At 73.3% G+C, this 20,277-nt stretch carries 19 protein-coding genes; 7 read left to right on the top strand and 12 right to left on the bottom strand.

All coding sequences use genetic code 11. The features are described from left to right. Nucleotides 1–94 precede the first annotated feature (94 nt). Complete coding sequence (locus ACZ7H1_RS05320; protein WP_470783900.1) at nucleotides 95–1,711, top strand: phospholipase D family protein; 1,617 nt, start codon at nucleotides 95–97, stop codon at nucleotides 1,709–1,711. Nucleotides 1,712–1,733: 22 nt separating this feature from the next. On the opposite strand, the gene ACZ7H1_RS05315 is transcribed toward ACZ7H1_RS05320, so the two are convergent. From ACZ7H1_RS05315 to ACZ7H1_RS05305, 3 genes are all read right to left on the bottom strand, one after another. Further along, the gene (locus ACZ7H1_RS05315; RefSeq protein ID WP_470783898.1) at nucleotides 1,734–2,156 is read right to left on the bottom strand and encodes a hypothetical protein; all 423 of its coding nucleotides are present in this window, start codon (nucleotides 2,154–2,156) and stop codon (nucleotides 1,734–1,736) included. A 90-nt stretch (nucleotides 2,157–2,246) separates the two neighbouring features. Next, the gene (locus ACZ7H1_RS05310) at nucleotides 2,247–5,957 is read right to left on the bottom strand and encodes a CHAT domain-containing protein (protein ID WP_470783896.1); all 3,711 of its coding nucleotides are present in this window, start codon (nucleotides 5,955–5,957) and stop codon (nucleotides 2,247–2,249) included. A gap of 40 nt (nucleotides 5,958–5,997) precedes the next feature. Next, nucleotides 5,998–6,672 (bottom strand): hypothetical protein, encoded by a 675-nt coding sequence (locus tag ACZ7H1_RS05305; protein ID WP_470783894.1) that lies wholly within the window; start codon nucleotides 6,670–6,672, stop codon nucleotides 5,998–6,000. Nucleotides 6,673–6,869: 197 nt separating this feature from the next. Between ACZ7H1_RS05305 and ACZ7H1_RS05300 the strand changes: the two genes are divergently transcribed. Together ACZ7H1_RS05300 and ACZ7H1_RS05295 are read left to right on the top strand one after the other, a co-directional pair. Then, on the top strand, nucleotides 6,870–10,439 hold the full coding sequence (locus tag ACZ7H1_RS05300) for a S8 family serine peptidase (protein WP_470783892.1): 3,570 nt from the start codon (nucleotides 6,870–6,872) through the stop codon (nucleotides 10,437–10,439). A gap of 189 nt (nucleotides 10,440–10,628) precedes the next feature. Next, nucleotides 10,629–11,270 carry a flavodoxin family protein gene (locus ACZ7H1_RS05295; RefSeq protein WP_470784020.1) on the top strand — a complete coding sequence of 214 codons (642 nt, stop codon included), beginning with the start codon at nucleotides 10,629–10,631 and terminating at the stop codon, nucleotides 11,268–11,270. Between the two features lie 42 nt (nucleotides 11,271–11,312). Here ACZ7H1_RS05295 and ACZ7H1_RS05290 read toward each other — a convergent pair whose 3' ends face one another. From ACZ7H1_RS05290 to ACZ7H1_RS05280, 3 genes are all read right to left on the bottom strand, one after another. After that, nucleotides 11,313–11,537, bottom strand: coding sequence for a hypothetical protein (locus ACZ7H1_RS05290; protein WP_470783890.1), 225 nt, complete (start codon nucleotides 11,535–11,537; stop codon nucleotides 11,313–11,315). A gap of 23 nt (nucleotides 11,538–11,560) precedes the next feature. After that, nucleotides 11,561–12,226 (bottom strand): MSMEG_1061 family FMN-dependent PPOX-type flavoprotein, encoded by a 666-nt coding sequence (locus tag ACZ7H1_RS05285; protein WP_470783888.1) that lies wholly within the window; start codon nucleotides 12,224–12,226, stop codon nucleotides 11,561–11,563. A gap of 93 nt (nucleotides 12,227–12,319) precedes the next feature. Then, nucleotides 12,320–12,751, bottom strand: coding sequence for a VOC family protein (locus ACZ7H1_RS05280; RefSeq protein ID WP_470783886.1), 432 nt, complete (start codon nucleotides 12,749–12,751; stop codon nucleotides 12,320–12,322). Nucleotides 12,752–12,927: 176 nt separating this feature from the next. On the opposite strand from ACZ7H1_RS05280, the gene ACZ7H1_RS05275 reads away from it, so the two are divergent. Further along, on the top strand, nucleotides 12,928–13,125 hold the full coding sequence (locus ACZ7H1_RS05275) for a hypothetical protein (RefSeq protein ID WP_470783884.1): 198 nt from the start codon (nucleotides 12,928–12,930) through the stop codon (nucleotides 13,123–13,125). Here ACZ7H1_RS05275 and ACZ7H1_RS05270 read toward each other — a convergent pair. Beyond that, nucleotides 13,122–13,643 (bottom strand): SRPBCC family protein, encoded by a 522-nt coding sequence (locus ACZ7H1_RS05270; protein ID WP_470783883.1) that lies wholly within the window; start codon nucleotides 13,641–13,643, stop codon nucleotides 13,122–13,124. The two genes, ACZ7H1_RS05275 and ACZ7H1_RS05270, sit on opposite strands and share 4 nt — an antisense overlap. 64 nt (nucleotides 13,644–13,707) lie before the next feature. Here ACZ7H1_RS05270 and ACZ7H1_RS05265 point away from each other — a divergent pair, with 64 nt between their 5' ends. Both ACZ7H1_RS05265 and ACZ7H1_RS05260 read left to right on the top strand, forming a co-directional pair. Further along, complete coding sequence (locus ACZ7H1_RS05265) at nucleotides 13,708–14,310, top strand: TetR/AcrR family transcriptional regulator (protein ID WP_470783881.1); 603 nt, start codon at nucleotides 13,708–13,710, stop codon at nucleotides 14,308–14,310. A 79-nt stretch (nucleotides 14,311–14,389) separates the two neighbouring features. After that, entirely contained in the window at nucleotides 14,390–15,229 is an 840-nt protein-coding gene (locus ACZ7H1_RS05260) for an alpha/beta fold hydrolase (RefSeq protein WP_470783879.1), read from the top strand. 97 nt (nucleotides 15,230–15,326) lie between these two features. On the opposite strand, the gene ACZ7H1_RS05255 is transcribed toward ACZ7H1_RS05260, so the two are convergent. From ACZ7H1_RS05255 to ACZ7H1_RS05235, 5 genes are all read right to left on the bottom strand, one after another. Then, on the bottom strand, nucleotides 15,327–15,872 hold the full coding sequence (locus ACZ7H1_RS05255; protein ID WP_470783878.1) for a carboxymuconolactone decarboxylase family protein: 546 nt from the start codon (nucleotides 15,870–15,872) through the stop codon (nucleotides 15,327–15,329). After that, nucleotides 15,869–16,327 (bottom strand): DUF6187 family protein, encoded by a 459-nt coding sequence (locus ACZ7H1_RS05250; protein ID WP_470783877.1) that lies wholly within the window; start codon nucleotides 16,325–16,327, stop codon nucleotides 15,869–15,871. Before ACZ7H1_RS05250 ends, ACZ7H1_RS05255 begins: the two co-directional genes overlap by 4 nt. After that, nucleotides 16,320–17,660 (bottom strand): FAD-dependent oxidoreductase, encoded by a 1,341-nt coding sequence (locus ACZ7H1_RS05245; protein ID WP_470783875.1) that lies wholly within the window; start codon nucleotides 17,658–17,660, stop codon nucleotides 16,320–16,322. The genes ACZ7H1_RS05250 and ACZ7H1_RS05245 overlap by 8 nt, the downstream gene beginning before the upstream one ends. Further along, nucleotides 17,657–18,142, bottom strand: coding sequence for a DUF6423 family protein (locus ACZ7H1_RS05240; RefSeq protein ID WP_470783874.1), 486 nt, complete (start codon nucleotides 18,140–18,142; stop codon nucleotides 17,657–17,659). The genes ACZ7H1_RS05245 and ACZ7H1_RS05240 overlap by 4 nt, the downstream gene beginning before the upstream one ends. A gap of 213 nt (nucleotides 18,143–18,355) precedes the next feature. Further along, on the bottom strand, nucleotides 18,356–19,360 hold the full coding sequence (locus ACZ7H1_RS05235; protein WP_470783872.1) for a DUF6235 family protein: 1,005 nt from the start codon (nucleotides 19,358–19,360) through the stop codon (nucleotides 18,356–18,358). Between the two features lie 451 nt (nucleotides 19,361–19,811). On the opposite strand from ACZ7H1_RS05235, the gene ACZ7H1_RS05230 reads away from it, so the two are divergent. Next, nucleotides 19,812–20,243: a cupin domain-containing protein gene (locus ACZ7H1_RS05230; protein WP_470783870.1), complete on the top strand. Its 432-nt coding sequence runs from the start codon at nucleotides 19,812–19,814 to the stop codon at nucleotides 20,241–20,243. The last annotated feature ends 34 nt before the right edge of the window (nucleotides 20,244–20,277 follow it).

The raw sequence follows: 20,277 nt of genomic DNA, 5'->3' as shown, positions 1-20,277 counted from the left end.
CGCCGGGGCTCGGCAGCCTTGCCGGGCGGGCCCGGTGAGGTCACGCTGGAGGGAGAGGAGCCCGATGCGCGGGTGCCCGAGGAGGGTCCATGCCGTGACGCACGCCGACTGGCTTCTGGTGCCGGGGGAGCGCGGCAATTCCGCGACCCGCCTGGACCGGCGGCGCCCGGGCGGGGCCACGTGGTGCGGGGGCAATCACGTACGGGCCCTGGTGCACGGCTCCGTCTACTTCGCGGAGCTCTTCGGGGCGATCCGGGCGATGCGTGCGGGCGACCTGCTGCTGTTCACCGACTGGCGCGGCGATCCCGGGGAGCGGCTCGACGGGCCGGGCAGCGAGATCGGCCGGGTCCTGGGCGAAGCGGCGCGGCGCGGCGTGATCGTCAAAGGGCTGCTCTGGCGCTCCCACCTGGACGGTCTGCACTTCAGCCAGCAGGAGAACCTGCACCTCGGCAAGGAGGTCGAGGAGGCGGGCGGCGAGTGCCTGCTCGACATGCGGGTGCGGCCGGGCGGCTCGCACCACCAGAAGCTGGTGGTGCTGCGCCACCCGGGGCGGCCCGGGCGGGACGTCGCGTACGTGGGCGGGATCGACCTGTGCCGCAACCGCAACGACGACGCCTCCCACCGGGGCGACCGCCAGTCGCTGCCCATGGCTGCCGCGTACGGCCCGCACCCGCCGTGGCACGATGTGCAGCTCGCCCTGCGCGGGCCGGCCGTCGGCGACATCGAGGCCTGCTTCCGCGAACGCTGGGAGGACCCCGCGCCGCTCACCCGCAGCCCGGTGACCCGGGTGCGGCAGCTGTTGCACCGGGAGGACACCAGCGCGGGCAGGCTGCCCCCGCAGGAGGCCGACCCCGCGCCCTGCGGCACGCACACGGTGCAGGTGCTGCGCACGTATCCGAACCGGCTGCTGGTTGGGTATCCGTTCGCACCGGACGGCGAGCGCAGCATCGCCCGGGGGTACCTCAAGGCACTGCGCAGGGCGCGGACGCTGATCTACCTGGAGGACCAGTACCTGTGGTCCCCGCGTGTGGTGGACTGCTTCGCCCGGGCGCTGAGCGCCCATCCGCAGCTGCGCCTGATCGCCGTCATCCCGACCGTGCCCGAGCAGGACGGCCGGCTCACCCGCCCCATGAACCTCATCGGCCGGATCTCCGCGCTGGACGACCTGCGGCGCGCGGGCGGCGACCGGGTCGCGGTGTACGGGCTGGAGAACCACGGCGGCACGCCCGTCTACGTCCATGCGAAGGTGTGCGTGATCGACGACGTGTGGGCCTCCGTCGGATCCGACAACATCAACCTCCGCTCGTGGACCCACGACTCCGAGCTGAGCTGCGCCGTGATCGACGACCGGGCGGACCTGCGGGAGCCGCGCGATCCGGCGGGGCTGGGGGACGGCGCGCGGACCTTCGCCCGGGAGCTGCGCCTGGGGCTCATGCGCGAGCACCTGGACGCACCGGACGGTGCGGGGCGGGACGAGCCCGAGGTGCTGTGCGATCCGGTGGCGGCCTTCGGCGCCTTCGCGGAGGCGGCCCGGGTGCTGGACGGCTGGCACGCCGGCGGCCGCGGCGGTCCGCGGCCGCCGGGGCGGCTGCGCCGGTACGTTCCGCCGGAACTGCCGGGTCCGGAGACGGTGCTCGCGACTCCGCTGCACCACGTCCTGGTCGATCCGGACGGCCGTCCGATGGGGCTGCGCCGCCGCAACGCGTTCTGAACGCCCGTGCCGCGCGACGCGGTCAGCCGATCCGGTAGCGCGCCTCGATGCCCTCGATCACCAGGCGCAGGCCCTCTTCGAAGCCGGTGTCGTAGTCCTGGAAGAGACCGGCGCCCGCGGTGGAGACGCGTACGGGGCCGGCCGCGGACGCCCTGCACGCCGGTGACCGCGCACCGGACGGGGTCCGCGGGACGGCGTCCGCCTCTTCGACGCGTTCCGGGGCCCGCACTGGACCCTCCTGACCGTCGGCCCCCGGGTGCCGGACCTCCCGGACCTGCCCGGCGTGCCCGCCGTGCGGATCCCGTCGTACGGGGCGTACGGGGCCGGGGTGTTCCTCGTCCGGCCCGACGGCTACGTCGGCTGGGCGGGCGAAACGGCCCGGGGGCTGGCGGAGTTCGCAGCCCGGGCCGGGGTCCAGCAGGTCCCGCAGCTCCTTTGGCGACACTCCCCGGGCGGGGATCCGGCGAGCCGCGGCTGCGCCGACTGCCGAGCCGCGGACCGGTTGCGTACGAGGAGGAACGCGCCGCCGGTCCGGTCACTCCCCCGGCGGGACCATCCGCGCCAGCAGGGCGCGCGCCGCTGCAACGGCCGCCGTACCGGTGGACGTCCCGGCTGCCGGGCCGGGACGGCGGGACCTGTCCAGGGCCAGCCGTACGGGATGGTCGAGCGGCAGCGGAAGAAGGGCGAGCCGTACGCCCTGGAGGGCCTTGCGGCGGGCGCCCGGATCGCCGGGGTCGGCCGCCAGGGCCTCCAGCCGCGTGTGCAGTTCCTCGTACCGGGCGTCGTCGAGCGCGGCCCGGATGCCGTCCGCGTGCTCGGCGGCCAGGCTCAGCAGGTGCTGCGCCGCGGTGGCGGCGGGCTCCTCGCGACGGGGTTCGGCCACCGCGGGCGCGGTGGCGCGCGGCGTCGTCGCCGCCCCGGGATTTCCCTGGTGGGTGAAGGCGGCCCAGAGAGGCAGCCGCTCCAGGCCCGGCCGCTGCATCTCGCGCAGCAGGTCGGGGCCGAGCGTGCCGGGGTCGCGGCGGTCGGGATCGAGCATCCAGATCTGGGCGGCCCGCAGCGCGTCGGCGGGGCTGCGGCCTTCGACCACCACGTGGTGGTGGAAGACGGCCATCATCAGCGCGGTGGGGCCGTCCTGGGCGGTCCACCGCGATCCGACCACGTCCCGGGCGCCGGCGGTCACGAACGCCGTGGCGAGCGTGAGGGCCTCGTCGTGGTCGCGCGTGCTGAGGTCCGTCTCGCACGCGCTGAGCACGACGAGCGGCCCGCTGTCGGCCTCCTGCCCGTCCGGGAAGGCATCGCCCGCGCGGTCGAGCAGCCGGGTGACGGTCAGCATGCCGAGGTCCGGCCGCGCGCCGCGCCCGCCCCGCTCCGGGGGCAGTTGCTCCGTTTCCCCCGGGAAGGCCAGGTGGAGGGCGGAGACGGTGGGGGTGGTGGCCGCCGAGCCGTGGCAGGCGAGGTGGAGTACGGACAGCGGTTCCCCGAGCAGCTCCATCAGCTCGTCGGGGGTGCCGATGGCCTCCGGCTCGACGTCGGATCCGTAGTACTCCCCGAGCATGCGGGCGTCCGGGTAGAACGCCGCGTTGAGAGCCGCCGTCTCGTACTCCGCCAGGGTCAGTTCGCAGCGCGGATCGGCCAGCAGGACCGCGGCGGACGCGGGGGGCCGGTGGTCGCGGGCCACCGTCCGCAGGAAGTGGCCGCCGGAGGCGGCATAACTGATGGCCATGAACTGGCAGGCGTAGTCGGCGGGCGCCCCTTCGGGCAGCCGCGCCGCGTGCCAGGGCACGACTCCGAGGTTGCCGCACGGCACGAGTACGAGGCGCGGGGTGCTGGTGCGCGGGCGGCGGGAGGCGTTCGCCGCGATCCGCTCGGTCATGCCGGTGAGCACGGGCCCCAGGGCCGCCTGGAACGACCAGTCGCACAGCGCCGACAGGGCGTCCTCCCAGGCTTGTTCGACCTCCGGGTCCGGGTCGAGGCCGGCCCGCTTCGAGCGCTCGGCGGCGGCGCCGAGGTACCGCCGCAGCGGACGGCTGTGGCGCTCCGTCAGCAAGGGCAGTCCGATCACGCACGTCCCGCAGTCCGGGCCGACGATCAGGGCCAGGCCGGACGAGAGACCCGTACCGGACATCAGGTAGACGAGCGCGTCGGCGTCGCAGTCGGCGACCGCGGCCGTCAGCTCGCTGATCGTGGGGGTCGGCAGCAGCCGCTGCTCGCGGTAGCCGAGCGCTTCGAGCGCCCGGCGGCGCAGGCTGCTCGGCAGGCCGTCCGGGACGCCGCCGGGGAGGGCGCCGGAATCGGTGTCCCGGGCCGGGTTCCGCCAGGCGGCGGCCAGGTCGGCGTGGCCGCGGGCCTCCAGGAGCTCCGGCACGCCGGACGACACCGAGGCCGCCTGCAGGACCATGGCGCGGCCCAGCTCCAGCGCGGTCACGGTGTCGTTCAGCGCGCCGTGCGTGGCGGCCCACATCGCGGTCTCGACGGCCCGCCGGGAGCCCGACCGGGCCGTCTCCAGGCCGTGTTCGGCGCCGACTTGCAGGACGACGTCCGCGGCCAGCGCGTGGAGCGCCTCGACGGCGATCTCGGTGGCGGCGGCGGAGTCCGCGGCCTGCCGCGTACCGTGCCACCGCTGCTGGTGGAGCTGCGTCAGCTTCCACAGGGAGTCGGCGGCGAGCGAGGGGGCCCGGCCCTCCTTGAGGAGGGTGCGCAGCCGTGCCAGCGCGTCGATGGCCTGGTCGAGGTCCGCCGGGTCGTGGGTCAGTTCGTACCGCAGCTCCAGGCTCGACGCGTGGGTCATCCAGTCGGCGGGCCCGGCGTCGGGGCCCGGCGTGTTCAGCTGCCTGATCGGCCCGGGGTCGTTCGCCACGCGGGCCCGGATGGCCCGGGCGGCTTGCTCCAGCTGCGGCAGCACGGGGTGGAGGTAGGCCGGCAGCCCGTGCTCGACCGCCACGACGCGGTCGAAGCGGTCGACGCCGGCCAGCATCTGCGCGGTGTCGCCGAGCAGGCCGCCCCTCACCATCTGCGCGAATCCGAGCGCGAGCTGCACCTGCACGTGGTTCACGTCGCCGGGTGCGAGGCCCGCCTCGATCCCGGACAGGGTGTCGACGGCCGCGTCGAGCGCCGGCAGGTGGCTGCGGTCCTTGGCCGCGCACGCCACGGAGACCGCCTGCATCACCTGGAGGGGAACCACCCCTTGAGCGGCCCACGGGGGCAGGTCCTCGACGAAGCGGCGGACCATCTCCGGGGTGAGGGCGCGGCCGAGGTCCACGTCCCGGCGGTTCCCGCCGACGCCCTCGCCCAGGTGGAGCATGCTGCTCATCGTCGCGGCGAGCATCCGCGTCATCGGGTCGTCCGGCGGCATCCGGTCGTACGCCGCGCGCAGCAGGCCGAGCGCCTTGTCCAGCTCCTCCGGCTCACGGCTCTGCGCGGCCCCCATCACGGCGGCCATCGCGGGCAGGAGCGCGGTGACGGCGACCTCGCTCGGCGACCTCGGGTCGCCGGTCCCGGTGTCGGGCGCCGGCGCCGGGGGCGCCGCGTCAGCGGGCTGCGCTCCGGCGCCCGGGGGCCCTTCTTCCGGCTGCGCGCCCGCGGTCTGCGCCAGCAGGTCCACGATCGTCTTCAGCTGTCCGGCCATCGGGTGGCCCTCGGGGATCAGCCGGAGCAGCTCGCCCATGTCCTCGGGCACACCGTCGCGTTCGATGCGCTCGAGCATCTCGCCGGCCTGCCGGATCTCCGGGCCGAGCGACGTCAGCGCCTCCGGCGCCGACAGCAGATCGCCGAACGCCCGGCTCAGGGCGCTCATCCCGCCGGGGTGCTCCAGGTCCCATCGGGCGATGTCGGCCGGGTTGGGGACCTCGCCCCGGAACAGGGCGCCCAGGTCGGGGACCGGCAGCGAGGTCATCGCGATGAACATCGCGGCCATCTGCTGCTCCTCGGGGGCGATCGTCACGCCCGGTTTGGGGGTGACTCCCTCGCGCAGCAGGCGCTGCGCCCGCTCCTTGTCCCCGGCCCGGCCGCCGGCGGCGAACCGCAGGGCGAGGAGGCCGCCGAGCACGACCGTGATCCGGTTGCGGGCCGCGGGATCGTGCTCCATCAGGGTGACGAGCCGGTCCAGCTCCTCGATCGATGCGTCGTAGGCCGAAGCCTCGCGCAGGGGCACGTCCTGCATGGAGAGCAGCCCCGCCGCACGCCGTGTCGCCTCCTCCGCCCAGACCCGCAGTCCCTGAAGGCCGCCGCTCTCCGCCTCGCTCATCTGTGCCCCCCTACCGCGGCCGCTGCCGCGCCGCCGCCCATCATGGAACGCCGCCCGGCGCCGTGTCCGCCGATTCGGCTCCGTGACCGGTCTTCGCCCGGAACGCGCCCGGGAGGCGACCGGACGGTGCGGGCTCAGCGGGCGAGTGGGGTCCCGGGGCGTTCGGCGGCGTGCGCGTCGCCGCCGGTCCCGCGTCGCCCGTCGCCGCCCGCCGCGGCGACCCGTCCGCCGCCCTTGCGCGGCCGCAGGCCGAAGCGCTGATGACGGCCGCGACGAGCGCTGCCGCCGACGGCACGAACAGACCGGCCCGGAATCCGTCCAGCAGGGCGCCGGGCGTCTGCGAGGGCGCGGCGGCCGCACTGACCGCGGTCACCGCGGAGAGCCCGACGGCGGCCCCGAACTGGAAGGCGGTGTAGAGGAGTCCGCCCGCGAGCCCCTGCTCCTCCTCGGCGACGCCGTCGGTGGCCACGGTGGCGAGCGGTCCGTACGCCAGGGAGTACGCGAGGCCGAGCGTGATCAGGCTGGCCCGCGACATCGCGCGGGACGTCACCGCGGGCCTGCCCGTGGATGCCCGGGCCGCCTGGCCCCCGCCCGACCGGCCCGGGTCCGGGGGAAGCCCCCTGCCGGACAGCAGGTCGACGGCCTCGCGCACGGCCTGCGCGCCGTCCGACGCCACCGTCCGGCGCAGCGGTTGCCCGACACCGGCACCCGTCACGCACCCTGCGCAGACAGACCCCCGCCACCGCACGGTCGCCCCTCGACGCCGCCTTCCGCCGGACTTCGTCCGGCGCCGGCAGGCCTGTGCCGGAGAGGCCCTCTTGTAATGGGCATGGCACATCAACCACCATGGCGCGCGCACGTCACGCACGTCATTCCCGCACAAGCTGCACGCGTCGTACGAGGAGACCACACGTGGCCCAACGGAACGGACCGTTACGCTCAGCCCTCGCCGTCCTGGCGTCCCTTCTGCTCTTACCCGTCGGTGCGGGCGTCGCGGCAGCGGCCCCGGAGCCGGGCCCCGCCAAGAGCGCGGCACAGCGGAACATCGAAGAGAAGATCGAGCCCAAGCTCCGCACCCAGCTCGACGACGGCAACAAGGCCGTCTTCTGGGTCTACCTCGACAGCGCCGCCGATCTCGACGCGGCCGCCGCGCAGAAGACCCGGGCCGGCAAGGCAGCGGCCGTCTACCGGGCCAAGAAGGACCACGCCGCCCGGACCCAGGCCGACCTGATCAAGGCGCTGGACGGCGCCAGGGCCGAGTACACCTCCTTCTGGATCGTCAACGCCGTCCGGGTCGTCGGCAGCGAGAAGCTGGCCGGCACCCTGGCTCAGCGCTCCGAGGTGGCCCGGATCGACGCCGACGACAAGGTCAGCCTCCCCAAGCCCGCTCTGGGCCAACGGGAGGCGAAGGCCGCCGACGCCGTCGAGTGGAACATCGACCGCATCAAGGCCCCCCAGGTGTGGGAGCAGTTCGGCGTCCGCGGCGAGGGCATCGTCATCGCCAACATCGACAGCGGCGTCGACTTCCAGCACCCCGCGGTCGCGAACCAGTACCGCGGCCGCGCGGGCGACGGCTCGTACGACCACGACTACAACTGGTTCGACCCGGGCGGCGTCTGCTCCGGCGGGGCCCCGTGCGACAACAACGACCACGGCACCCACACCATGGGCACGATGGTCGGGGACGACGGCGGCGCCAACAAGATCGGCGTGGCACCCGGCGCCAAGTGGATCGCGGCCAAGGGCTGCGAGACCAGCTCCTGCTCCGAGGCCTCGCTGCTCGCCTCGGGCCAGTGGATCGTCGCCCCGACCGACCGGGCCGGCCGGAACCCGCGACCGGACCTCGCCCCGCACATCGTCAACAACTCCTGGGGCGGACCGGGCGGCGACGCCTGGTACCAGGAGATCGTCGACGCCTGGCGGGCGGCCGGCATCTTCCCGGCCTTCTCCAACGGCAACTCCGGCCCCGGCTGCGCCACCAGCGGCTCGCCCGGCGACTACGCGCAGTCCTACAGCTCCGGCGCCTTCGACATCAACAACGCCATCGCGTCCTTCTCCTCGCGCGGTGCGGGCCCCGGCGGCATCGTCAAGCCCAACATCGCGGCGCCGGGCGTGAACGTCCGCTCCTCCGTCCGCAACGGCGGGTACGGCGCGTTCTCCGGCACCTCCATGGCCTCGCCGCACACCGCGGCCACCGTGGCCCTGCTGTGGTCCGCCGCCCCGGCCCTCGAAGGCGACGTCGCCCAGACCGAATCCCTCCTCGACGGCACCGCCCAGGACACCGAGAACGCCCAGTGCGGCGGAAACACCGCCGACAACAACGTCTTCGGCGAGGGCAAGCTCGATGCCCTGGCCGCCGTCCAGGCCGCTCCCCGGGGCGCCGTCGGAGCCCTCGCCGGCACCGTCCGGTCCGGCGACCAGCCGGTCGCGGGCGCCAAGGTGACCGCCGACGGCCCGATCGACCGTACGACGACCACGGCCGCCGACGGCACCTACCGCTTCCCGTCGCTGTCGGTCGGCGACTACGCCCTCACCGCGGTGAAGTTCGGCTACGGCCAGGAGTCCGGCGCGGCGACGGTCACCGAAGGCGCCACCGCGACCGGCGACTTCACCCTGACCCAGGCCGCCTCCGGCAAGCTCACCGGCACCGTGTCCTCCGGCACCGGCCCGGCGGCCGGAGCGGTCGTCACCATCGCGGACACCCCGGTGACCGCGACCGCCGACGCACAGGGCCGCTTCGAGGTGACCCTGCCGCACGGCACGTACGACGTCCGCGCGTCCCACTCCTCCCGCTGCGTCACCGCGGGTACCTCGCGGGTGACCGTCGCGGGCGACGCCACGGTCGCCGTGACCCTCCCGCAGCGCACCGACGGCTACGGCTACGCCTGCACCGCCGCGAGCGACCGCCCGTACCAGGCCGGCGACCGCCAGCTCGCGCTGACCGGCGACAACACGACCGAGCGGACGGACCTGCCCTTCCCGCTCCCGCTGTACGGCAAGACGTACAGCCAGGCGTGGATCGGCACCAACGGCACCGTCAGCTTCGGCGGCGCCCACACCAGCGACATCAACGGCGACCTGCCGAGCGCCGCCACCCCGAACGCCGCGCTGTACCCGTTCTGGGACGACCTGGTCGTCGGCGCGGCCGGCACCGGCTCCGGCGTGTTCACCTCGGTGACCGGCACGGCTCCGCACCGGTCCTTCGTGATCGAGTGGCGCCAGGTGGCCCACTGGTCGGCGCAGAGCGACAAGTTCTCCTTCTCCGCCTCGATCGGCGAGGACGGCCGGGTCTCATACTCCTACAAGGACACGGGCGGCACCGGCATCAAGGGCGGCTCGACGGCCACCGTGGGCGTGGAGAACGCGACCGGCACGGACGCCTTCGCGTACTCCTTCAACAGCCCCGTCATCACCGACGGCCTGTCCCTCTCCTTCCGCACGACCAAGAGCGGTGTGGTCGCCGGCCGGGTGCTGGACGCGAACGACGGCAACGGCGTGGCGGGCGCGACGGTGACCGTCGGCACGGGCGGCGGGGCCGTCTCGGCCACGACGGCCGCGGACGGCGGCTACGTCGTCCAGGCCGGCTCGGGCTCCACCCCGGTGTCGGTGACGGCCCCGGCGTACGAGCCGAAGCAGGCCACGGTGGACGTCGAGCCCGCCGACGTCACGGCCTTCACGCAGCCGCTGCGCACGGGCAAGGTGACGGCGTCGAGGCAGTCGGTCGAGCTGGTCCTGCCGCCGAACCAGAAGCGCACCCGCAGCCTGGACCTGACCAACCCGGGTCTGGGCACGGCGTACACGGTGACCGAGGACGCGGCGTGGCTGACGGCGACCCCGGCGTCGGGCGACCTGCCGACGAACGGCAAGCAGTCGCTCTCCCTCGCGGTGGACACCACGGGCCTGCAGCCGGGTACGGTGCTGAGCACCGATCTGAAGATCGCCTCGGCAAGCGGGCGCACGCCCGTCCTGACCGTCCCGGTCAAGGTCGTCGTTCCGCGCTACCTGGTCGCGCTGGACGCGGGTGCGGACCGGCCCGGCACGGACGCGCTGGGCGACGCCTGGTCCCCGGACCGGAAGTACAGCGCCGGCTCGTACGGCTACCAGGGCAGCTCGTCCGTGAAGTCGACGACCCGCACGATCGCCGGGACCGACGAGCAGCGGCTGTTCCGCAACGCGCGTGAGGGCATGTACGAGTACCGCTTCGACAACGTGCCCAACGGCACGTACACGGTGGAACTCGGCTTCGCCGAGCTGTCCTCCACCAAGCCGAACCGGCGCGTCTTCGACGTCCTCGCCGAGGGCGTGCAGGTCCTGCCCTCCCTGGACATCTCGCTGGAGGCGGGCACCTACAAGGCCCTGACGCGCACGTACACGGTCACGGTGACGGACGGCGTGCTCAACGTCCGCTTCGTCGCCCACAGCGGCTACGGCAAGCCGCTGCTCAACTCGCTGCGGGTGACCGACCGCCCCGACCGGGGCTGAGGCGGGGCGCACGGCTCCTGAACACCTGAACCGCTGAGGGGCGGGGTGCCACGGCACCCCGCCCCCTGGCGTACCGGCCCGGCAGCCGCCGCAGTCGTCGACGTGCATCGAAGGTCCCGGAATACCCGGCGGGCGCAGGGAGGTTGCAGCGAACAGACCACCGATCCGAGCGGAGCAGCAGCCTTGACCATCGACAAGAGCCCTGACACGAGCCATGACGCGAGCGGCGGCACGGACCGCTCGTTCCTCTTCGTCCTCGGCAGTTCCCGGCCCGGCGGCAACACCGAGATGCTCGCGCGGGACGCCGCCGAGCAGTTGCCCGCCGGCATCCCGCAGCGCTGGGTTGACCTGTCCCGGCTGCCGCTGCCCGACTTCCAGGACGGCCGGCACGAGACCGCATCCTGGCCCGTCGGGGAGAACGAGGAAACGCTGCGGCAGGCCACGCTCGAGGCCACCGACATCGTCATCGCCTCGCCGCTGTACTGGTACAGCCTCTCCGGGCAGACCAAGCGCTACCTCGACTACTGGTCCGGCTGGCTGGCCGTGCCCGGCCTGGACTTCAAGAAGCGGATGGCGGGCCGGACCCTGTGGGGCGTCACGGTCATGGCCGACCACGACGAGGTCGTCGCGGACGGCCTGGTGACCAGTCTCAACCACACGGCGGCGTACCTGCGGATGCGCTTCGGCGGCGTGCTGCTCGGCAACGGCTCCCGGCCCGGCCAGATACGCGACGACGAGCGGGCGGCGATCCGGGCCAAGACCTTCTTCCAGCGCGAGGCACCGCTCGCCCGGTTCCCGTTCGAGGAGGGCGCCGGAGAGCCGCAGCCGTAGCGGACGGGGAGCGTGGGTGCCGGGCCGGGCACCCACGCTCGCTCAGTCTTCGATGTACCCGGTCGCCGGGTCCACTTGCTCCAGGAAGTTCCGGGCCGCGTCTTCCAGTTGTGCCTCGCTCAGCGCGTCGGCGCCGTGCACCGCCGACATGAATCCGTACCCGGCGTTCGGACCGGACTCCCACACGAAGTCGTACACCCCGCGGCTGTCCGGCCGCTCCGTCACCGTGAACGTCTCACCGTCCACGACCAGCAACTTGTTCACCATCCGGGGAGGATACGCGACCGCTCTCACTCGAGGCGGTACAGGATCGACTCGCGCTCGTTCCGCCGGATCTCCTCCAGCGTCAGGCCGGGCAGGGCCAGGTGCGAGAGCGTCACCTCGGCGGAGCTGGGGACCGCGTCCTCGGCGAGCCACTCCCCGGGCTTCCAGGCGTTGCTGCGCAGGAAGGCCTTCGGGCAGTGCTGGTACGCCTCTTCGACGCCGATCACGATCGCGCTGCGCGGCGGCTTGCCCACCGGCGTCAGCTGTTCCAGCAGACCGGGGTCGGCGCTGATGCAGGCACGGCCGTTCACCCGCAGCGTGGAGGTGCGGCCCGGAACGACGAACATCAGTCCGGCGCGGCCCGTCTCCACGATGTTGTGCGAGGTGTCCAGGCGCTTGTTGCCGGTGGCGTCGGGGATGGCGAGGGTGAACTCGTCCAGTACGGCGACGAATCCGGCGGGCCCGCCCCGGGGCGTCACGTCACAGCTGCCGTCCGCGCCGGCGCTGGCGACGAACACCAGCGAGGAGCGCGCGATGAACGTGCGCGACACGTCGTGGATCCGGTCCACGACCTTGCGCCGCGCGAGGTCGCCCGGGTGCTCGTAGAGGTCGCGCAACCGGGCCGTGTCCTGCACGGCAGTGGACTGCAGGGCGTCGAATATGCGGCCGGTATTCGGCGGGGTCGTCGTCACACGTCCGCAATCTAGCCGACTGTCGATCTTGCCGGAACAGTCCGTGGGCGCACGGCCGGCACCCGGCGGGCTACGCCGGGTGCCGGGCGCCGCTCAGCGTTCCGACAGCTCCGAGGGGGCCTCCTGGACCACCCAGCCGTTGCCGTCCGGGTCCTCGAAGGACATGAAGGAGTTCCAGGTCTCCCCCTTGCCGTCCTCCCAGCCCGCCGCACCCACGTGGCGGACCGGGGAGACGTCCACGCCCCGGGCCACCAGCTCCTCGCGGGCCGCCTCGATGTCCGTCACGCAGATCTGGAGGCCTTGCAGCGTGCCCGGCGCCATGTCCTTCGTGCCGGGCGCCGGGGGCATCCCCTGGAGCATCGCGATCGAGCACCGCGAGCCCGGCGGGGTCAGCTGGATGATGCGCATCCCGGGGGCGACCTCGTCGTCGAGGTCCACCGTGAAGCCGACCTTGTCGGCGTAGAACTCCTTCGCCCGGTCCAGGTCGGTGACCGGGACCGGGACGACTTCGAGCGTCCAGTTCATCAAGGGTCTCCTCAAAAGGCGCAGGCGGCTCCGGCCGCCTCGTCCCCACGCTAGACGAGATCGGTGCGCCCGACCGGCTTCTCCGCCTGCGCGGCACCGGGAACCCGTGGGTACCGTGGGACGGGAGACGACACCCGGTATCGGAGGCGCAACGCGTCGGCGACGAGGTGAGAAGCATGCAGAGGCAGACGACACCCGCACAGTTCCGGGCCAGCCGCGGTGACATGCAGAGCTGGCAGGCGGTCGATTTCGAGGTGTACGAGCACCTGGTGGAGCAGCAGCGTGCGGCGGGCAGCCCGGCCGGGCCCGCGGCGCGCACCCAGGCCGGACGCGGACGCCGACAGGACCGGCCGGGCACGGAGCGCGGCCGCTAGGAGCCCGGGTGGCCTGCGGACCGGCGGGCGACCAGGCCCGCCAGGGCGTGCAGGCCACGGACGTACGGCGACCAGCGGGCCGGACGGGTCACGCTGCCCGTGCAGGCGGCTTCGGCGCGGTCCAGGCTGTCCTCGATGCACGCGTCGTGCATCGAGCGCCAGAAGAGCGGCCAGCCGAGGCGGGCCGGGCCGCGGGCGGACATCGCAAGGGTGTGCCGCAGCACGGTCCGGTCGGCGTCGACGGGCAGGACGGCGAACTCGTGAAAGCCGTGGAACCCCCGCGGCCCGTCGAACGCGAACCGGATCCAGATGCCCGGCACGTACGCCTCGACGGTGTAGCGGACCGGGCCGTGGCCGCCCGCCGCTCCGACCCCGAGCGGGCGGTCGAACTCCATCCGGGGCCAGGCCGGACCGGGCCACAGCCGGTCGCCGTCCCCGCCGGCCAGGGTGTCGACGAGCGCGCCCACCTCGCTCCCCTTGGCCGGCAGCAGACGCTCGTGCACGTTGTAGACGCCCATGCGCCCTCCCTCGAAGCATTTCTAGAGATGATCCTCTAATTAATTGGAGGGTACTCTCTGTTTCATGGCGAGACCACCCCGCTTCGACACCGATCAGCTCCTCGACGCCGCCGTCGCGCTCGCGGCGTCCGGCGGCCCCGCCGCCGTGACCATGACCGCGGTCGCCCAGGCGGTCGGAGCCCCGAGCGGATCGGTCTACCACCGCTTCGCGGGGCGCACGGCACTGCTCGCCGAGGTGTGGCTGCGTACCGTGGAGCGTTTCCAGGAGGGCTACTTCACCGTCGTCGACACCGGTCCCGACCCCCGCCGGGCCGTGCGTGCGGCGGCGCGGTACGTCGTGTCGTGGAGCCGCTCCCACCCGCAGGAGGCCGCGCTGCTCCTGTACGGCCCGGGGGACTTCGGACGGGCCGACTGGTCCGAGGAGCACACCCGGCGCGCCGACTCCGGCAACGCACGCGTGTACGCCTCCCTCCGTGCACTGGCCGCGTCCCTCGGCGCGACGGAGCCCCTGGACGAGGAGCGCATCGCCCTGGCCCTGATCGACCTGCCGCTGTCCGTGGTCCGCCGCCACCTGCGCGCCGGCCGGCCGCTGCCGCCGCACGCGGAGGACCTCACCGAGCAGTGCTCGGCCGCGCTCCTCGAACCGCCCCCGCCGACTGCGCAATAGGCTCCCACCTGCACGTCCGGGAGAACACCGCGCACGGAATCCGGTTGCCCCGTCCGGAATCCGGTGACAGAGTCCGGGCATGCCTGCCTTCATCGCCCCGGACGGGACCGAGCTCGCCTACCACGTATCCGGAGACGGACCTCCGCTCGTCTGCCTGCCCGGCGGCCCGATGCAGGACTCCGTCTATCTCGGCGATCTCGGAGGGCTGACCGCACACCGGCAGCTGATCAGGCTGGACCTCCGCGGAACCGGCCGCTCCGCCACCCCGCAGGACGCCGGCTCGTACCGCTGCGACCGGCTCGTCGACGACGTGGAAGCGCTGCGCACGCATCTGGGCCTCGAGCGGATCGACCTGCTCGCGCACTCCGCCGGCACCAATCTGGCCGCGCTCTACGCGGCCCGGCACCCCGAACGCGTCGGCAGGCTCGCGCTGATCACGCCCAGCGTGATGGCCGTCGGCGTCACGGTCACCCCGGACCACCGGCGCGAGACGGCGCAACTGCGCCGGGAGGAACCGTGGTTCCCGGAGGCGTTCGAGGCGCTGGAGGCGATCGTCGCGGGTCGGGGGGCCGCCGACTCCTTCCAGGCCGTCGCTCCCTTCTTCCACGGCCGGTGGGACGAGGCCGCGCGGGCCTTCCGGGCCGCCGAGGACGGACAGAAGAACCAGGAGGCCGCGGCGGCGTTCGGCGCCGACGGGGCCTTCGAGCCCGCGACCACCCGGGCCGCGCTCGCCCGGCTGGCGTCGCCGGTCCTGCTGCTGGCGGGCGAGGTCGACCTGAACTCGCCGCCCCGGGCGATGGCCGAGGTCGCCGAGCTGTTCCCGCAGGCCCGGCTGGTCGTGCTGCCCGGGGCCGGGCACTACCCGTGGCACGACGACCCGGAGCGGTTCGTGGCGGCCACCGCGGCCTTCCTGGCCTGAACGGCACCCCGCCCACCGGCCGCCCGGCGCCGAGCGGGCCGGTCGTATGCGAAGGCCTACGGCCGCTCCGGCCGCCGGCAGTGCCGAGACGGTCGGGTCACGGCGTCAGGCGCGCGGCGAGGCCGGTGTAGCCGTGGTCGTGGAGGCGGGCCGCCGAGGTGGGGAAGTAGTTCTTGTCCACGGCGACGCCCAGGCCTTCGACCATGCGGTTCATGAAGTTGAACAGGGCACCGACCATCACGGCGTCGTGCAGGGCGCGTTCGTCCCAGCCGGCGGCGAAGACCGCTTCGGCGTCCGCCGGGGTGAGGTGCGACGGGTTGCGGGTGAGGATGCCGAGGTAGCGCAGCACCGGCTTGAGCTTCTCGTCGACCGCGGCGCCGTCGAGGTCGGCGAGCGCCTCGGCCAGCAGGCCCTCGGGGACGCCGAAGGCCTCTGCGGTGGCGGTGTGGATGCCGTGGCAGTAGGTGCAGTCGTTGACACCGGATACGTACGCCGCCATCAGTTCGCGCTCGGCGACGGTGAAGGGCGAGTCCGCGCGCAGCACCAGTTCGTGGAACTCCAGGAGCGGCCGCGAGGTGCGCGGGTAGGCCTCGAAGACCTGAAGGAGCGCCGCGTCGGCGGGCAGGGACTTCAGGTAGGTCATGGCCGCCACCCTTCCGTGGGCGCCGAACGCGCGGCGCACTGGTCGATCTCGTCCCGGCGGAGCCAGCACGCCGCCAGGTGGGCGGTGGTGGCGGGGCCCGGCGCGCCCAGGTCGCAGTAGGCGAACATGCGCAGCGTCTGGTCCCACGCCTTGCGCAGGGCCGCGGGCGCCGATGCCGGTCCGCCGGCCGCGGCCAGGGCCGGGCGGGCCTCGCGCCAGCGCCGTACGCCCGCCTCGACGAGGCCCTCGAAGGAGACGGGGACGTGCACGCCGTGCCGGACCCGGTCCACGGCGAGCAGCACCTGCGCCGGGTCGTCGGCGAGCGACGCCATGCCGAGGCCGGCCAGGAGGCGTTCGGCCTCCAGGCCCATGAGCATCACGCCGGTCTCGGTCATCGCGGGCTCGTCGACCGAGGTGAGCGAGAAGCGGGTGTCGAATGCGCCGGGCTCAGACACGGGCGACCATCCGGTCGTCGGTGACGCGCAGGCCGGAGGCCTCTTCGAGGCCGACGGCGACGGCCGTGGCCACCCGGGCCGTCGCCACGCGGTGGCCGTCGATGTTGCGGGCCGCCGGGCCCAGCACCATGCCGGCTGCCGCGCCCACCGCGAAGACGCGCGGGGCGTTGCGGAAGGCCAGGGTCTGCTCGTCGAGGTCGGGCCACCCGTCGCGGGCGGCGGGAACGCCCTCGGGCAGCAGCCGGTCGCCGTTGGAGACGGTGGTGCCGAGCGCGAGCACGGCGTGGTCGCCGACCACGCGCTCGCCGTCGGCGAGCCGTACGGCGATGCGGCCGGCCCGCTCGGGCAGCAGGCCGGTGACGGCGCGGCCGCGGTGGACGGTCAGCCGTCCGTCGGCTTCGGCGGCCTGCATCAGCGGGCGGAACTCGAACATCACGGACGCCCTGCGGTGCCCGCCCATCAGGGTCAGCCGGTCGTCCCAGCTCGTCCCGTCGAAGCGGGCCCTGCCCTCGGCCCGGAAGAACGACGCGTTGACGTCGGCGCACTGGTAGCGCTCTTCGGAGGCGCGCACGATCCAGTGCACGCGCTTGCCTTCGGTGAGGGCGTTCGCGATCAGGTGGGCCGCGCTGAGGCCGGCGCCGACGACGATCAGGCGCTCGGCGTCCTGCGGTACGGGTTCGTCCCAGTAGCTGACGCCGTGCGGCGCGGCGTCGCCTTCCCACCAGTCGGAGGGGGCGGCGCGGCGCTCTTCGCCCAGGCAGAGGATGGCGTACGGGGCGGTGACCGCGAAGCCGTCGCCGCGTACCGTCACCGCGTCCGCGGTGGGCCGGACGTCACGGACGGTGGCGCGCCAGGTGCGCTGGTCCACGTGGTGCAGGGTGGAGACGTGCCGGCAGTAGGCCTCGAAGACGTCGACGGGCACCACGGACCGGTGGCCGGCCTGGGCCATGCGGATCTCGCGTCGCTCCACCGGGGTGAGCCGGGACCAGTGCAGCCGGGCGAAGTCCAGCAGCTCGCAGTCGCGGTAGCCCTCGACTCCGGGGTGGTGTTCGTAAGGCGAGCGCAGTACGCGCTGCTTGAGCATGTCGACCCGGTCGAAGAACCGGCCGCACGGCCGGCCGTCGCGGTCGAGCAGGACGACGTCGTGGACGCCGAGGTGCCAGAGCGCCGATGCCGCGGCGAGGCCTGCGGGGCCCGCGCCGACGATGACCGCGTCGGCGGTGGCCGGGGGCTGGGTGGACTGCACGGCCATCGGGCCGGTGCCGGGGGCGAGCGGCCAGTCACGGCCCCGGGGCGAGTCGAGCAGATGGGGCTCGGGGACGAAGGTGATCACCCTATGACCGTCACCGGGACGATGACCTCGATGACCGGACGCTGGGGCATGCCCTCGGCGACGAGCCGGTCGAGGGTCTTCGCGGCCGTCTCCGGGCTGTCGGTGGCGACGGGGGTGTACCGGGAGTACGCGTAGGTGGGCCTGCGGCCCGTGGTCTCCAGCGAGTACATCTTCACCACGGCCTCGCCGGGGCGCACTTCACCGCCGTAGAAGGTCAGGCGACGCTGGTCGGGCGTGATGAACGACTTCCCGAACTGCCGTGACATGATCAGGGTGTCGGCGTCGTTGACGAAGACGGAGTCCTCGTCCGTGGCGGCCTGCATGGCGACCCACGTACGGTCCGTCAGATTCGTCTCGGACTTGATCACTTGCCAGCGTCCCGGTTCGGGAAGATTGACGCACACCGAAACGTCGTGGTCGACCGTGTCGATGGCACCGGAAATCATCAGGACGCGGCGTCGTATGTCAGCGACGCCGGCCATCTGAATATCGCGAGCCCTGACCCGCGAGGAAACATCTATTCCCGACACTTCCAGCGACGGCATCGCATCTCCCCGAATTCTTGACAGAGAAGTCCAGGTGTCACAAGTGGGACCGAGATTTCCACAGGACCCACACCCTGTCAAGCACACTTGTGCGAGAGGGCGTTGGGCGTGCGACACCGGCCGGCACGGGGGCCGGCCGGGAAAACGTCGTCACGCCGCCCGGCCGGTCCCGAGGTCGATTCCCGGCGCTTCGCCGACGGAGCCGACGTAGGCGATCTCGAACGCGCCGAAGTCGCGGATGCGGATCTTCAGGACGAGGTCCTCCCGCAGCCGGACGAAGAACTCCCGCGGCTGAGAGGCGTCTTCGAAGGTCTCGTACGTCCTGAAGACCGTCCTTTCGACGATCGCGAACAGCGCCTTGTGAACGGCGTTCTTCTCGATCTGCCCCGCCTTGTCGGACCACTGCTCCAGGAGGTCCCAGCCCGAGTCGAGCCGGAGCCGCGGGGGTTCGACTCCTGCGCCGGCCGCGTGGGACTCCTGCTCCCAGCGGCGCAGCGAGCGGAAGTCGGCTTCCATGGGACGTCCGAGCATCGCGCAGGCAAGTCGCAGTTTGCCCCACACGAACGGCACCGCCCGCTGGCGCAGGACCGCCCGGAGAATGCGTTCGGCCGTCCAGCTGTCGCCGGTGCCGAGATATCCCACGGCCTGTTCGTAGAGGAAATCCACCTCCTGATCGGTGAGTTGTCCGGCCGAACGCGCGAGGTCCTCGATGCGCAGTTCGCGTTCGGTGACCGTGGCCGGAACCGGGTCCGTCGCGTCGGCGAGACCGGCCCAGCGGATCACGACCAGTCCTTCGGCCTGGTCGACGAGCGTGTCGAGGAAGACCCTGCTGCCGTCGTCGAGCAGGTCGGCGTCGATGACGTCGATGCGGCACGGCCCCACCTGCTCCAGCCAGGCCTCCCCCACCTCGCGGAAGCTGCGGATCACCCGCTCGCTGTGGAGGACCCGGATCCGGTCCGGGGCGTGGCGCCGGGCCGCTTCGGTGCGGCCCTCCTCGTCCACGAGCGCGGCGCACGCGGGGTCTTCGGGAGCGATGAGTTTCAGCCCGGCACGGGCCTGCCGGGGCCACCCGGCGGTGACGCCGGCGCCCATCAGGGCCCGTACCGGCAGGAAGCCGATCACGCCGCTTTTGGCGCGCACAGTGAAATGACGCATCTCTACCCCAGATTCCATGGTCCCGGATAAGGCCGGGCGTGAGCGGGAATTTCCGCCGCCGCGGTGCGGTGGCGCCGTGAACCGTCGGTTCGGGAGGCGTTGTTCATGCCCGGGAACGCGACGCTTCCGGCGGTTGGCGCAGCCATCACGAAGTTCATCTGGTCCTCCTGAGAAAGCAGTTCCTGCAGTCCGATACTTGTGAAAGTAGGCACGTCTCCGCACGCCGACATCTTCCAAATTGCTCTCGTCGCTGCGGCGTTGCCGGAAACACGCCCATCTCACCAAGTCGCCCTTGCCACCGCGCCTGACGGGTGGTGAGGGCGCCTCCGCGTGTTCAAGTGGGTGTTCAACCGGGGGCGCGGGAGAGGGGCGCCCGCCCGGCCCGGAGCGCTGCGCCCACCCGGTGGCGGGAATCGTTCGTACGCCGTAAAGCGGCTGTTGTACTACGCCCATGGCAGATCAGAAGCAGTGCACAGTGGTCCGTACCGGGCAGTACGAAGGCGCCCAGGGAGGAACGTTCGGGGCGGGGGTCAGCGCGCAGTCGGTCGGCGCGGAACGGCTATGCCTCCACCGGCTGGTGATGCCCGCGGGCACCCGCGGCCGCCCCCACCTGCACGAAGGGCACGAGTCGGCCATCTTCATCCAGTCCGGCCGGGTCGAGGTGTGGCACGGCGAGGACCTGGCCGAGCACGTGCTGCTTGGCGCGGGCGACTACATCCACATCCCCGCGGACACCCCGCACATGCCGGTGAACAGCGGCACCGAGGACATGGTGTGCCTGGTCGCCCGGACCGACCCGGACGAGCAGGAGGGCGTCAGGCTGCTGGACCTGCCGGTCTGGCTGGAGTCCCGGGTGGGCCCGCTGCCCGTCGGGGCCGGCTGACACCGCGGCCGCCGCCGCGAGAGAACGGCCCGGA

Source organism: Streptomyces sp. NPDC037401 (assembly GCF_055602345.1).
This window is presented reverse-complemented; position numbering and strand designations above follow the sequence as displayed.